Raw genomic sequence first — 13,526 nt, 5'->3', positions numbered from 1 at the left:
GGGGGTGACGGTGACGGCGGGGGGGGCGGCGGGGTCGCGGATGGGGGCGTTGGGGGTGGTGATGCTCTTTTCAGGGATGTAGGTGAGTTCTTGGCCGTGGCTGAAGCCGTTGTCGGCAAGGGAGACGGTGTGGAGGCTGGGGGGGGTCGGTGACGGTGATGTGGCCGTCAGCAATGGTCAGGGTTTGGGTGCTGGGGTTGTAGGTGACATGTTGGATGGGCTCAGGGGCGTGGGTGGAGTCGGTGACGTTGTTGAATGTTTGGGCGGCAATGTGTTGGTGGCCGCCGCTGGTGATGCGGCCGCCAATCTGTGTGGTGGGGGTGGTCCGGGATTCATTGCTCCATGGTGCGGAGTCTTTGCCACGGTAGGTGGTGCTGATGTTTTGGAATCTGTCGGTACGGGAGAGTTGGAGGGCGCGGTTGTCGATCAGCAGGGCTCTGTTGTACTTGTGTTCGTCATCTGCTGTTTCTTTGGTCGGATGGGGGGCAGGCCAACGATGGTTTGGTCGCCGCCGGCCAGCAGGTCGGCGTAGTGGTTGTAGAGGTAGCCGACGTCAATACGCATGGTGCCGCCAGACTGGATGAGGGCTGGGGCGCCGGCATCGGGGTTGAGGATTTCTTGTTGGGTGGTTCTGGTGGCATGACGTTCGCGCTCGTTGTCGTCGACATCGTTGGGGCCGCGGCGCATGTCAATGAGGGTGTGGTCTGGGTCGGTGTAGTCGTGCCAGGTGACGAGGCGGACGCAGTCGTCAGTGCAGGTGCCGTAGGTGGGGTCGTAGGTGAGGCGGTCATCGCCGGGGGCGTAGGTGATGGGGACGATTTTTAAGCGTTCGTTTTGCTGGGCGGCGTCCAGGCCGATGAAGGCGCTGTCATTGGTTGCGGCGGCGGCGACGTGGTCGGGGTTGGGCTGTTTGTCCTGACGGTCGGTGTAGTACAGGACGACGCTGTCGCCGGTGCGGGCGGTGAGGTCCAGGCGGCGGCGTTCAGCCTGGCTGGCATGCAGGCCACCACGGGCATAGAAGTAGGCGCTGGTCTGGGGGGTGAGGCGGACGATGGCGCGGTGGATCTTTTGGCCATCGGGGGTGATGTAGGGGGTGTCTTCGAGGATGTCGGCGGGGTTGAGGTAGTAGATTTCGTGGGCGTCGTAGTTGCTGCTCAGTCGGAAGTCGCCTGAGCCGCCGTTGGGTTTGTTTTTGCGCCAGTGGGGTTGGTACATGCGGGCTTCGGTCACGACGTCGGGGGCGTGGGCGATGTGGACGTTTTCGCGGATGTTGTTGAGGGTGGTGGTGGTGATGTTCAGGGTGCCGGTGATGTCGATGGTGGCGCTGCGGTTGTCGATGAGGGTGGCGATGCCGGTGGCGTGGAGGGTGTTGTCCAGGGTGGCGCCGATGGCGGCATCTCCATCACTGAGAATCATGGCGTTAGCGGTGTTACGCAGGGTGTCCGCGCCAATGTCTAGGCGTTGGCGGGCGGCGATGGTGGCGGTGTGGGTGTGGCCGTCGCTGGTTTCATCGCGGTTGGTGAGGGTGTGGGCTTGGAGGGCAATGTGGTCGCCGTAGAGGCGGCCGGTGCCGAGGTTGTCAATGGTGGGGGCGCTGAGGTGGGTGGTGAAGGCGTCGATGAGGCCGCGGTTGGTGAGGGTGGCGGTGGCGGTGAGTTGGGCGAGGTTGCTGGCGATAAGTTGGCCGGTGGCGGTGTTGGTGATGTCACGGGCGTGGACGGTCAGGTCACCGGCGTGGACAAGGCCGCTGTTGGTGAGGGTGTCGGTGGCGGTGAGCTGGGTGTGGGCGGTGGTCAGGAGCCGTCCGGTGGCGGTGTTGGTAATGGTGTTGGCTTGGGCGGTGAGGTCGGCGGCTTGGAGCAAGCCGCTGTTGGTCAGGGTGTCGGTGGCGGTGAGGGTGGCGTGGCTCGTAGCCAGGAAGGTGCCGGTGTTGGTGATGGTGTTGGCTTGGGCGGTGAGGTCGGCGGCTTGGAGGTGGCCGCTGTTGTTCAGGGTGCCGGTGGCGGTGAGGTGGGTGTGGCCGGTGGTCAGGAGTTGGCCGGTGGCGGTGGTGGTGATGTCATGGGCCTGGGCGGTGAGGTCGGCAGCTTGGAGGTGGCCGCTGTTGTTCAGGGTGCCGGTGGCGGTGAGGTGGGTGTGGCCGGTGGTCAGGAGTTGGCCGGTGGCGGTGGTGGTGATGTCACGGGCCTGGGCGGTGAGGTCGGCGGCTTGGATGAGGCCGCGGTTGGTGAGGTCGCCAGCGGTGGTGAGGGTGAGCAGGCCGGTGGCGCTGAGGGTGCCGGCGGTGTCGAGGCTGTCTTGGAGGGTCAGGGTGAGGGCGTTGCCGGCATGGAGGCGGCCGTCGCCGGTGAGGCGGTGGAGGTGCAGGGTTTGGCTGGCGCCGCTGAGGAGGGTGCCGGTGTGGTTGCTCAGGTGGTCTGCAGTGAGGTCCAGGGTGGCGCCGGCGCTGAGGTGGCCGGCGGTGTTGGTGAGGGTGTCGCTCAGGGTGAGGGTGAGGTTTTGAGCGGCGCTGAGGGTGCCGGCGGTGTTGTCCAGGGTGGTGCTGGCGATTTGGATGTGGGTGGCGTAGAGGCCGTTGTCTGGGGCGCCGGTGGGGGCGCGGGTCTGGGTGGCCGGGGGCGCGGTAAGGGGGGTGCTGTGGTTGTCCAGGGTGGTGGTGGTGATGTCCAGGGTGCCGGCGGCGGTGATGCGGCCGTCGTGGTTGTTCAGGGTGTCTTGGAGGTGGAGGCGGGTGTCGCCGCCGCTGTGGAGGCGGCCGCCGGTGTTGGTGAGGGTGGTGCCGTCAATCTGGAGGGTGCCGTTGCTGCTGATGTGTCCGGCGGTGGTGTTGTCAATGGTGGTGGTGTGCAGGTGGGTGGCGGTCTGGGAGTCGATGGTGCCGCCGCGGTTGTCCAGGGTGGTGGTGTGTAGGTCCAGGGTGTCAGCAGCCAGGAGGGTGCCGCCGTCGCGGTTGGTCAGGGGGGCGGCGCCGGTGTCGATGGTGAGGGTGGCGGCGGTTTGGAGGAGGCCGGCGGTGTTGTCCAGTAGGCCGGTGTGAAGGGTGAGGTTGCCGGTGGTGGTGCCGAGGCGGCCGCTGGTGTTGTCCAGGGTGTGGGCTTGGGTGTCTAGGGTGAGGGCGGCGGCGGTGAGGGTGCCGCTGCGGTTGGTGAGGCCGGCGCTGGTGAGCCAGAGGGTGTGGGCGGTTTGGAGGAGGCCGGCGGTGTTATCCAGTAGGCCGGTAAGGGTGAGGTGGGCGGGGCCGGCGGCATCCAGGGTGCCGTGTTGGTTGTGGAGGCTGGCGGCGGTGAGGGTGAGGGCGGCGGTGCTGGAGAGGATGCCGTTGTCTTGGTTGTTAATGGTGCCGGTGACGCGCAGGTCCAGGGGGCCGGTGGCGGTGTGGAGGATGCCGCCGCGGTTGTCTAGGGTGGTGGCGTGGAGGGTGGCCGGGCCGGTGATCTGGAGTTGGCCGCCCGTGTTGGTCCAGGTGCCGGTGGTGAGGGTGGTGGGGCCGTTAAGGAGGAGGTGGCCGGCGGTGTTGGTGAGGGTGTGGGTGATGTCTAGGCGGTTGGGGCCGGTGGCGGTGCTGTGGAGGGTGCCGCCGGTGTTATCCAGGGCGGCGGTGTGCAGGTCTAGGCTGCCGTTGGTGGCAATGGTGCCGGCGGTGTTGTCGATGCGGGTACGGGCATTCAGTTGGAGGGTGTGTTCTCCGTAGGCGGTGAGGTGGCCGCCGGCGGTAGTGAGGTCGTCGGTGTGGATGGTGATGTGTTGGGCGGTGGTGGTGGCGTGGCTGAGGTCGGTGTGGGTGCCGGTGAGGGTGAGGGCGCCTTGGCTGGTCAGGGTGCCGCCGTGGCCGGTCAGGGTGGCGGCGTCAATGTGCAGGGTGCCCTGCCCGCTCTGTTGGAGGGTGCCGCTGTCGTTGTTGAATTGGCCAGTCTCTAGTGTCAGTTCGGCGGCGTTGCTGGCGAGTACGCCTTGTTGGTTGTCCAGCTGGCCATCAATCCGCAGGTGGGCGCTTTGCGGGCTGTTGTGCAGGAATTGGCCGTGTTGGTTGCTGAAACGTTGGGCGGTCAGGTCAAGAGCGCCGTTAGTCTGGAATTGACCGGCGTCGTTGTTGAGGTGGCCGGTGTGCAGGGTCAGGGCGTTAGCCGCGCTGGCTACTAGGCCGTGTTGGTTGTCCAGGAGGTTGGCAATGGTGAGGGTGGCGTTCTGGGAGCCGGTGTGGAGGAGTTGGCCGTTTTGGTTGCTGAAACGTTGGGCGGTGAGGTCCAGGGCGCCGTTGGCGTGGAGTTGGCCAGCAGCGTTGTTGAGGTGGTCGGTCTTTAGGGTCAGGAGGTTCGCGGCGCTAGCAATGATGCCGTGTTGGTTGTCCAGGAGGTCGGCAATGGTGAGGGTGGCGTTCTGGGGGCCGGTGGTGAGGAGTTGGCCGTTTTGGTTGCTGAAGGTGTCGGCGGTGAGGTCCAGGGTGCCGTTGGCGTGAAGTTGGCCGGCGGTGTTGTTGAGGGTGTGGGTGTGAATGGTGGCATCGGTGGCGAGGGTGAGGATGCCGTGTTGGTTATCCAGGCGTTGGCCTTGGAGGGTGAGGCGGTTGAGGGCGGCGGTGCCGTCGCGGTTGTCTAGGTCGGTGAGGATGGCGTCGATGGGGCCGCCGGCGGTGATGTGGCCGCCGCGGTTGTCAATGGTCTGTGTGAGGGTAAGGGTGCCATGGGCCAGGTGGGGGACGGTGGGGGCAACGGGGGAGGTGGTGGGGTCGGTGGCCGGGGGGGCGGTGACGGTGGGAGGGGCGTTGCTAATCGGGGCCGTGACTGTCGGGGTGGCCGGGGTGGCGGGCGCTGGGGTGTCTAGGACGCCAAGGCGGCCCTGGTCCTGGTTGTCCAGGTGTTGGGTCTGGAGGGTGAGGGGTTGGAGGCCGGTTTGTTGGATGTGGCCGCCGCGGTTATCCAGGCGGGTGCCGGTGATGTCCAGGCGGGCGGCGTTGAGGGTGCCGCTGCGGTTGTCAATGGTGGTGGGGGTGTGCAGGGTCAGGGTCTGGGCGGCGCTGATGAGGCCGCTGTTGGTGACTTGTGCGGTGGCGTTGAGTTGGGTGTCGGTGGCGGATTGAAGGCGGCCGGTGTTCTCCAGAAGACCATCCACGGTGACGGTGAGGGGGGCGCTGGTGGCGCTGAGTTGGCCGGCGTTGCGGACGCCCAGGCCGTGTTCGGTGCCAATCAGGGTGATTTTGCCGGCATACATGCCGCCCAGGGCGGAGACGTCCAGGGCCACGGTGGGGCGGTCGCCTGGGGGGGCAGGCAGGGAGGCGGTGGGGTGTCCGTCCAGGGCGACGGTGGCGGGGCCGGTGGTGGTCTGCAGGGTGTGGGCCCAGAGGCCAGCGTTGAGTTGGACGGTGCGGGCAATGAGGGCGGTGTAGTCGGTGCTGTGGCTGTCTAGGCCTAGGCCGTCAATCTGGATGGCGCCGCCTTGGACGCGGTAGTGGTCTAGGGCGCCACGGGCGTTGAAGATGGGGGTGCCGGTGGTGAGGGTAAGTTGGTGGGCGTTGATGACGCCGCAGCCGTTGCAGGTGATGCCGGAGGGGTTGGCAATGATGAGTTGGGCGCGGGCGCCAGCCACTTCCATCGTGCCGTGCAGTTGGGTGGAGGTGGGGCTGTTGACTTCGTTGAGGATGATTTTGGCGGTGCCGGCGGCCAGCCAGGGGTTGCCTTGGACGGTGCCCGCCAGGTGGGTCTGGGTCGGGGTGCGGGCGTTGTTGAGGATGGCGCCTTGTGGGGTGATGTCAAATTGTTGGTAGGTGTTGCGGGAGACGCCCGCTGGGCTGGGGGTCTGGATGTTGATCAGGGGGGCGCCGTTGGGGGCGGTGAGAATGGTGGGGCGTTGTTGGCCGGGGGCGTGGGGGTCAGCCACCACTTGGGCGGTGGCCATGCCGGTGATACTCACCCAGCCAAGGCTGAGCCAGAGGGCAAAGGGGATGGGATGGAGGCAGGCACGGGCTGGCCGTTGCGCTGTCGGGGAAGGACCTGGGGTACCGCCGGGTGCGGTGGTTCGTTCTGAGGCCACTTGCCACAGACGCAGGGCACGGTTGTAGATGAGGCGGTAGAGGTCCTTGTTCATGAGGTTTCCTTTGGGTAAGGGGCATCCCGAATCGTTTGGTGTGGGGGGATGCTGTGTTAATTGGTGATTTTTGTCACATTTTATCAGGGGCGACAGGGGAAGAAGGTGAAGACGAAAGGGAGGAATTTGCCGGATGTGGATGTCAGAAAAATCTGAAAGACGGGCAGAATCGGGGGGGATGGGGTTAGGCAGGGCAAGCAATCTGTGGCAGAGATAGGAATGCGTTGCCCTGCCCCCTGCCCTGTCAAAGCGCTGCTGGCACGGTTGCAAGGCTGTCATCAGGGGGGCGCTGGGTGCCGGTGTGAGGTGTGTTCTGTGGCCAAGGTCTGTAGTGCCTGGGTGGTGTCTGTGGCACTGGTGTGGATGGGGTTATTGATAAAGCTCTTTGGCCAATATCAAAGCCAGCGTTGATGTTTTGTGGGTTGCAGATGGGTTTTGTATGTAAATAAATCACCTGAACAAGGTATGAGGTTAATAAGGCATCATCTCAGGCATCTCAGGCATGAAAATACGTCACGTCCATAGGTAATGATCTTCATTATTTTCTTCCTGCTCATTTTCCCCCTCCTGTTTAAAGACCCACACCGCTCCAGCGGGGCACTCGTCTGTAAAGAACCAAATGCCTGCTCCTCCCAGATCAACTGCTTCATCCGAATCAGGGAATGATTTTCTAAACATTTCCACTAATTCGGTGGTGGTGCCGCTGAGAAATTTGCCCTTTTTAGCAAGTTTGAGTTTGCCTTCATCCAGTAATTTACCTAGTAGAAAAAGGAAATCATTTTTTCTTTCTGCAAATGACTCTTTATCTGTTTGGGCAGCATATATTCCATGCGCATCTCCTACATTAAACCAAAGGAAATCGAAGGCATGGATTAAATCCTCATAAATAAAATCTATTTGTTCTTGGGTCAGCATATTATCACCTAAATATTAGTTCGATCGCTTTTCTATTGGAAACTTCAGCCATAAGATCCGGGAAATTTAGGAAGGTAATCACCCATCTCCATTCACTCAACTCTTGTGAAGAAAACACTGACCTCAATTGTAAGATGGCTTTACCTTCTTGTTTAGACACATAAATACCTGGTCTAATTTCTTTTAAAGGGGTATTCCCTGCTAATTGCCGTGCATAGTCTTTGATTTGCTGATCAGTTAATTCTTGTGATTCAATAACTTTGGCAGTATCACTCATCACTTTCTCCTGAAAATTCACATACTGTGTCACTTTTATCTTTATACATACAATAATCTATTTTTCATCCTTAAAAAGCCACCACTTGTAAACATCTTGACCTTTTTCGCCTTGTCCTTTTAACACCCATACTATTCCACCAGGACACTCTGTAATAAACCAAATCGCTTGCGCTTTTTCATCTGAATCAGGAAAAGAACTTCTGAACATCTCCACCAGTGCCGGGGTAGGCCCAGAGATAAAGTTCCCTTTATGGTTACCAATTTTGATCTGTCCTTCATCAAGTAATTTTCCAAGTAAAAAGAATAAATCATTTTTCCTTTCTTCAAATGAATCATGATCTATTTGCCCAGGTGAAAGGCCATACAGCTGTCCTATACGAAACCAAATACTTTCCAAGAAATAGTCTGGACCCTCACGAATAATATCTATTTGTTCTTGCGTTAACATAAAATCTCCTTGTTTTAATTTAAAAAATAAAAATAATTTGAATAAAATACGATTATTTTCTCTAATTAATATTGCCACAGGTATCGCTCTTTGGGGACGCGACATCGGTGTATCTAAATAAATCACCGCGACAGGGTGTGAGGTGAGTGATTCATCAAGGCATCTCATGTGCACTCCTCATCATCTTCGTATGGGGGATTTGAGTGATGCTGTTGTCAGAGAAGAAATGTGTGAGATGTCCGGGATCGGCAGGGGGAAGGGGCAGGAATGAGGGGGCTGCGGTATCACGTTGGGGGCGGCTGTGGTCGTGGTTGAGATGGTGCGGGGGTGCTGTCGGTATGCGATGTGGCCATGGGTGATGGTTGTTGCGGTGATGTCTCAAGAGGCTGTGATGGGGGCTTGCATGGTGCGGGGGAATGGGGATGTTCGGGGGCAGTGTTACATGGGGAGGTGGGCTGATGGGAGGTTGAGGGGAGTTTTGGCTGTGGTGGGGTGTTGGGGGTGGGTGGTGACAGGTGGAACAATGGACGGTTTAAAGGGGATGTGGTTATGGCGTTTTTAGAGGTCAGTGTGCAGTGTCAGGAGAGGAGTCAGGCGCGCTATGAGGAGGTCTTGGAGAGTTTCGGTGCGTTGGCAGTGACGTTGTTGGATGCCGATGCGGATACGGTTCGGGAGCGGGGGGTGTTTGAGCCGGGGGTGGGGGAAACGGTGTTGTGGGATGTTGTGGTGTTGAGTGCGTTGTTTCCGGTGGAAACGGATGCGTTGGGGTTGTTGGCTGGGCTGGAGGGTGCGGAGCCAGGGTTGGATTGGGGGGGAGTCCGTTTCCGTGTGGTGGTGGATGAGGATTGGGAGCGGGTGTGGATGGATCAGTTTCAAGCGATGCGTTTTGGGGAGCGTACGTTCATTGTGCCGTGGAATCAGGCGGTGCCTGTGGAGGCGTCGGGGATGGATGCGGCGGTGGTGCGGTTGGATCCGGGGTTGGCGTTTGGTTCGGGGACGCATCCAACAACGGGGTTGTGTCTGCGTTGGCTGGATCGGCTGGGAGGGGATGGGGTGTTAGGGGGGGGGGATGTGCTCGATTTTGGGTGTGGTTCGGGCATTTTGGCGCTGGCCGCTCTGAAGTTGGGGGCGGTTTATGCGGTGGGTGTGGACAATGATCCGCAGGCGTTGTTGGCAAGTCGGGAGAATGCGCTGCGTAATAGGGTGGCGGAGCGGTTGGAGGTGTATTTGCCTGCGGAGGCGCCGGTACGCAGGTATCCGGTGGTGGTGGCCAATATTTTGGCGTCAACGTTGGTGGCGTTGGCAGAGCGGTTGGCGGGGTATGTTGCGCCGGGGGGACGGTTGGCGCTGTCAGGGATTTTGCGGGGGGAGGAGGAGGAGGTGTTGCGCTGTTATGCGGTGTGGTTGGATGTGTTGGGTTGTGAGGAGGAGGATGGTTGGATACGGATTGATGGGGTACGCCGTTGTTGAGAGGGGATGGGTGTTGCTGGCGGTGATGTGGAATGCGGTAGCGTTGGCTGCCCCATCAAGCAGACAATAGATTGGTAATCGACTGAGTAAGGGGTCTTTGATGAGTGCAATCGTTTTAGCCGTTGCGTTGGCCGCTGGGCAAGTCAAGGAGCCGCCTGCGGCTGTAGGTATGAGTGAAAGTCAGGCGGAGCAGTCTGCGATGCTGCTTGCGCACTGTGCTGGTGTGTGGGACTGGATGGGGAATATAGAAAAGGTGGCTGGGAAGTCTTCCAATGTGGAGCAGTTCCATAGGAAGGCAGATGAGGCGGAAACGGCGGCAATGTGGGTGTTGGCTTCACAGCATTATGTGGCTACGGGGAACACAGCCAGTAATAGGCATTGGAAATCGCTTACAGGCCCGAAGCGGGAAGCCGGGTTAGCGCATCTGAATGCGTTAGCGGAACAGGGCAAGGAGGAGGCATCGGTGGCTGCCATCAAGGGATGTCAGGGGATGTTGCAGGAGCAGGAAAAGATTCTGCACATGATGCAAAAGACTAAGGTGAAGCAATGAGGGGGTGTGGGTGATGTTGTCAGGGGGTTGTAGGGGGCGATCTATGGGTATGCGAGGCATCCACGACAGGGGTTTGATGTGATGAAAGCCAGTGAGATGAAAAAGGGCAGCATTGTTGAGTACAGCAATGGGACGTATCAAATCAGGGACATTCAGCGTAGTTCTCCGCAGGGACGGGGCGGCAATGTGCGGTTCCGCTTTGTGATGTATAGCGTGCCGGGCGGTAGTAAGTTGGAGGCGAGTTTTGATGCCGATGAGATGTTGACTGCGGTGGAGTTGCTGCGTCGTGAGGCCAGTTTTTCGTACAAGGACGGTGAGGCGTTTGTCTTTCTGGATGAGGAGGATTACACGTTGTATACGTTGGATGCGGAGGCCATCGGGGATAACGCTGGGTATATCAGTGAGGGGCTATCTGGGTGTTATGTGCAGCTGATTGATGCGTCGCCGGTGGCGTTGCAGTTGCCGCAACATGTGGTTTTGGAGGTGGTCGATACGCCTCCGGAGTTGAAGGGGGGGACGGCGACGAAACGACCCAAACCGGCCAAGCTCATCACTGGGATTGAGGTGATGGTGCCGGAGTACATAACGACTGGGGAACGTATTTTGGTCAATACGACGACTGGGGCGTTTGGTGGGCGGGCGAGCTGAATTAGCAGTCAGAAGATAGACGCTGAGGCAATAGCAATGTGATCTGCTCTGTATGCAGCGGGGACGCGGGGCAGCTTCAATTCGCCACAAGATTCAACACGACAGTTGGCAGTACATCTGCATCGTGATGGCAGTAGTCGGGATGGTGCAACGCGTTTCTATCAGGGGTTTTGAGGTGCAATCGGGAAGGTTCGCCATAGGGTCTGAGTCACATAGCAGCCGTGAGGATGTCAGGTGCGCCCCATTGGGAGATCTGGGTTGTTTGGCACAATGGACAAGGCGTGTTGGATGGGCTGTTTAGGGGTCAAATACTTTCCCTGGGTTCAATATCCATTTTGGGTCGAATGCGCGTTTTAGTTGACGCATTAATGCAATTTCAGCAGGGCTGCGGGTGCTGTGAAGGTAGGGCTTTTTTATCAGGCCAATGCCATGTTCTGCGGAGATGCTGCCGCGGAAACGTTGTAGGAGGTCAGCAAGCAGTGCGGTGACGTGTTCGCAGGTGTGGATGAAGTCAGTCTGGGGCACTGTGTGCGGTTTGAGGACGTTAATGTGTAGGTTGCCGTCACCGATATGGCCGAACCAGAGGACTTCAAATTCTGGGTAGGCTTGGCTCAGTAATGTTTGTGCTTGTTCTAGAAATGCGGGCATGGCAGCAATGCGCACGGCAATATCGTTTTTATACGGGGTATATGGGGCAATGCTTTCGGTGATGCTCTCACGCAGTCGCCATAGTTGGGCCGCCTGTGCGTCGCTCTGGCTGATGACACCATCCAAGACCCAGCCCTGCTCCATGCAGGTTTCAAAGACAGTGAGTGCGGTGGTTTCTTGGGCTGCGTCGGCGCAGGGGAATTCGGTGACGACGTAGTACGGATAGGGATGTTCAAACGGTGCTTGGGCGCCGTGGGCTAGAACATGGGGCAGTGCGCGCTGCGTAAAAAATTCGAAGGCTTCAATCTGTAGTTGTGCGCGAAAGGCGGCAAATACTTGCATCAAGACGTCAAAGGTGGGCAATGCCAGCAGCATGACTTTGGTCGGTGGCGGTGGGTCGGTCAGACGCAAGGTGGCTTCGACGACAATGCCCAATGTGCCTTCGGAACCAATCATCAGATGTCGAAAGTCATAGCCGCTGGAGTTTTTGATCAGGGCATGATTCAACTCGAGGAGTTCGCCAGTTCCAGTCACTACGTTGAGGCCAGCGATCCATTCGCGGGTGTTGCCGTAACGGACAACGCGGATTCCTCCTGCATTGGTCGCAATGGTGCCGCCAATGGAGCATGAGCCTCGGGCAGCAAAGTCGACGGGATACAGGAGGCCGTGTTGGCGGGCGACGGCTTGGACGGCTTCTAATGGCATGCCTGCTTGCACGGTCATGGTTCGATCCATGGGGTCGAACTGGAGCATTTTGTTCATCCGCTCCAGACTGAGCACCAGTTCGCCATTGGTGGCCATGGCACCGCCGGATAGGCCGGTGCGCCCGCCGGAAGGGACGATCGCAATGTGGGCATCATTGGCCCAACGCACAATGGCCTGGACTTCTTGGACAGTGGCAGGAAGTGCGATTGCTAAGGGTGCCGGTGTGAAGCGCCGGGTCCAGTCGCGGCCATAGTGCTGTAAGTCGGCAGGTTCGGTCTTGAGACGCAACGTTGGAAGGGTTTGATGCAAGGATGTGAGGCGGGAGTCATTCATCAGATCACAGGGGCAACACAATAAGCGCAGAACAATAGATGAGGAGGGCGCAGGCTGCTAGAGGTACTGGTAGGGGCACCCGTGCAGCATGGTAGCGGAATGGGTTTGTCACGCTGACAGGAGTGGTTCCGCGCAATCTGCACAAACAGAAAGATTCATCTGGCATAGTCGCGGTTTCATTTCACTCTCATTGATCCGGTTATGCCACCGACGAAAACTTCTTTTCCCAAACAAGACATCCGAATTTTGCTGCTAGAAGGGGTCAGTCACAGCGGGATCGAAACGTTCCGTGCGGCGGGTTACTCGCAGATCAAGATCCATACGACATCGCTGCCGGAAGAGGCTCTGCAAGCAGAGATTGCGGAAGCGCACATCATCGGTATTCGCTCGCGCACTCAATTGAATGCAGCGGTGCTAGGGCATGCCAAACGTCTGATGGCCATAGGTTGTTTCTGCATCGGGACGAATCAGGTGGACTTGGATACGGCGGAATTGAGCGGGATCCCCGTGTTCAACGCGCCATATTCCAATACGCGTAGTGTGGCTGAGCTGATCATTGCGGAAGCAATTTTGTTGCTACGCAGGATCCCGCAGAAAAATGCCGAATGCCATCGTGGGGGCTGGTCCAAATCTGCCATCAATAGTCATGAAGCACGCGGTAAGGTGTTGGGCATCGTGGGATACGGTCACATCGGTACGCAAGTCAGTGTGCTGGCGGAGGCGATGGGGATGCAGGTGATTTTCTACGATATTGAATCCAAGCTCTCTTTGGGCAATGCGCGTCCAGCGGCAAGCTTGGATGAGTTGCTCGGCATTGCCGACGTAGTGACGCTGCATGTACCGGAAACGGCAGCGACCAAGAATATGCTTGGTCATGCAGAATTGGCACGAATGAAACCGGGGGCGCATTTGATTAATGCATCGCGCGGTACGGTTGTGGAGATTGACGCGCTGGATGCGGCTCTGGTGTCGGGGCATCTGGGCGGGGCGGCAGTGGATGTATTCCCAAGCGAACCCAAGGGCAATAGTGATCCGTTCATCTCGCCATTGAGCAGGCACGACAATGTGATTTTGACGCCACATATTGGGGGCAGCACGCTAGAAGCGCAGGACAATATTGGGATTGAGGTGGCAGCCAAATTGATCCGTTATAGCGATAACGGCAGCACGCTATCGGCGGTGAATTTCCCTGAAGTCAGTTTGCCGGAGCACGTGGGGAGTATGCGTTTGCTGCATATCCACCGTAATGTGCCCGGGGTGCTGTCGCATATCAACGAGCTGTTCTCGCGTCACAACGTCAATATTGATGGTCAGTTCCTGCGTACCGATGCCACGTTGGGCTATGTGGTCATTGATATCGGTGCCAGTCAGACGCAGGCTCTGGCATTAAAAGAGGCATTGACGCAGGTTCCCGGAACGCTGCGTACCCGTCTGCTGTACTGAGACTAA

At 58.9% G+C, this 13,526-nt stretch carries 9 protein-coding genes; 4 read left to right on the top strand and 5 right to left on the bottom strand.

The features are described from left to right. Positions 1-426: 426 nt before the first annotated feature. The 4 genes from F7G16_RS12550 to F7G16_RS05860 all read right to left on the bottom strand — a co-directional run bounded on the left by F7G16_RS12550 (position 427) and on the right by F7G16_RS05860 (position 7,891). Positions 427-6,081, bottom strand: coding sequence for a two-partner secretion domain-containing protein (locus F7G16_RS12550; RefSeq protein WP_425527298.1), 5,655 nt, complete (start codon positions 6,079-6,081; stop codon positions 427-429). A 513-nt stretch (positions 6,082-6,594) separates the two neighbouring features. Continuing rightward, positions 6,595-6,996 (bottom strand): DUF596 domain-containing protein, encoded by a 402-nt coding sequence (locus F7G16_RS05870; RefSeq protein ID WP_004088333.1) that lies wholly within the window; start codon positions 6,994-6,996, stop codon positions 6,595-6,597. Between the two features lie 4 nt (positions 6,997-7,000). Beyond that, positions 7,001-7,273, bottom strand: a complete 273-nt coding sequence (locus F7G16_RS05865) for a hemagglutinin (RefSeq protein WP_014607345.1) — start codon at positions 7,271-7,273, stop codon at positions 7,001-7,003. 57 nt (positions 7,274-7,330) lie between these two features. Beyond that, a complete protein-coding gene (locus tag F7G16_RS05860; RefSeq protein WP_012382654.1) occupies positions 7,331-7,891 on the bottom strand; it encodes a DUF596 domain-containing protein in 561 nt (186 codons plus the stop codon). 381 nt (positions 7,892-8,272) lie between these two features. On the opposite strand from F7G16_RS05860, the gene prmA reads away from it, so the two are divergent. The 3 genes from prmA to yeiP all read left to right on the top strand — a co-directional run bounded on the left by prmA (position 8,273) and on the right by yeiP (position 10,391). Next, positions 8,273-9,193, top strand: coding sequence for a 50S ribosomal protein L11 methyltransferase (gene prmA / locus F7G16_RS05855; protein ID WP_004088330.1), 921 nt, complete (start codon positions 8,273-8,275; stop codon positions 9,191-9,193). 100 nt (positions 9,194-9,293) lie between these two features. Further along, positions 9,294-9,743: a hypothetical protein gene (locus F7G16_RS05850; protein ID WP_004088329.1), complete on the top strand. Its 450-nt coding sequence runs from the start codon at positions 9,294-9,296 to the stop codon at positions 9,741-9,743. Between the two features lie 81 nt (positions 9,744-9,824). Beyond that, positions 9,825-10,391 (top strand): elongation factor P-like protein YeiP, encoded by a 567-nt coding sequence (yeiP, locus tag F7G16_RS05845; protein WP_004088328.1) that lies wholly within the window; start codon positions 9,825-9,827, stop codon positions 10,389-10,391. A 297-nt stretch (positions 10,392-10,688) separates the two neighbouring features. Here yeiP and F7G16_RS05840 read toward each other — a convergent pair whose 3' ends face one another. Next, a complete protein-coding gene (locus F7G16_RS05840) occupies positions 10,689-12,077 on the bottom strand; it encodes an FAD-binding oxidoreductase (RefSeq protein ID WP_004088327.1) in 1,389 nt (462 codons plus the stop codon). Positions 12,078-12,278: 201 nt separating this feature from the next. Between F7G16_RS05840 and serA the strand changes: the two genes are divergently transcribed. Continuing rightward, positions 12,279-13,520: a phosphoglycerate dehydrogenase gene (gene serA, locus F7G16_RS05835; protein WP_004088326.1), complete on the top strand. Its 1,242-nt coding sequence runs from the start codon at positions 12,279-12,281 to the stop codon at positions 13,518-13,520. Positions 13,521-13,526: the final 6 nt, after the last annotated feature.

This window comes from Xylella fastidiosa, assembly GCF_011801475.1.
GTDB lineage: Bacteria > Pseudomonadota > Gammaproteobacteria > Xanthomonadales > Xanthomonadaceae > Xylella > Xylella fastidiosa.
This window is presented reverse-complemented; position numbering and strand designations above follow the sequence as displayed.

What these genes read in the sequence shown, in the direction of transcription:
- F7G16_RS05870 (WP_004088333.1), bottom strand. Translation starts at nt 6,996, where the DNA reads ATGCTGACCCAAGAACAAATAGATTTTATTTATGAGGATTTAATCCAT.
- prmA (WP_004088330.1), top strand. Translation starts at nt 8,273, where the DNA reads ATGGCGTTTTTAGAGGTCAGTGTGCAGTGTCAGGAGAGGAGTCAGGCG.
- yeiP (WP_004088328.1), top strand. Translation starts at nt 9,825, where the DNA reads ATGAAAGCCAGTGAGATGAAAAAGGGCAGCATTGTTGAGTACAGCAAT.
- F7G16_RS05850 (WP_004088329.1), top strand. Translation starts at nt 9,294, where the DNA reads ATGAGTGCAATCGTTTTAGCCGTTGCGTTGGCCGCTGGGCAAGTCAAG.
- F7G16_RS05865 (WP_014607345.1), bottom strand. Translation starts at nt 7,273, where the DNA reads ATGAGTGATACTGCCAAAGTTATTGAATCACAAGAATTAACTGATCAG.
- F7G16_RS12550 (WP_425527298.1), bottom strand. Translation starts at nt 6,081, where the DNA reads ATGAACAAGGACCTCTACCGCCTCATCTACAACCGTGCCCTGCGTCTG.
- F7G16_RS05840 (WP_004088327.1), bottom strand. Translation starts at nt 12,077, where the DNA reads ATGAATGACTCCCGCCTCACATCCTTGCATCAAACCCTTCCAACGTTG.
- F7G16_RS05860 (WP_012382654.1), bottom strand. Translation starts at nt 7,891, where the DNA reads ATGAGATGCCTTGATGAATCACTCACCTCACACCCTGTCGCGGTGATT.
- serA (WP_004088326.1), top strand. Translation starts at nt 12,279, where the DNA reads ATGCCACCGACGAAAACTTCTTTTCCCAAACAAGACATCCGAATTTTG.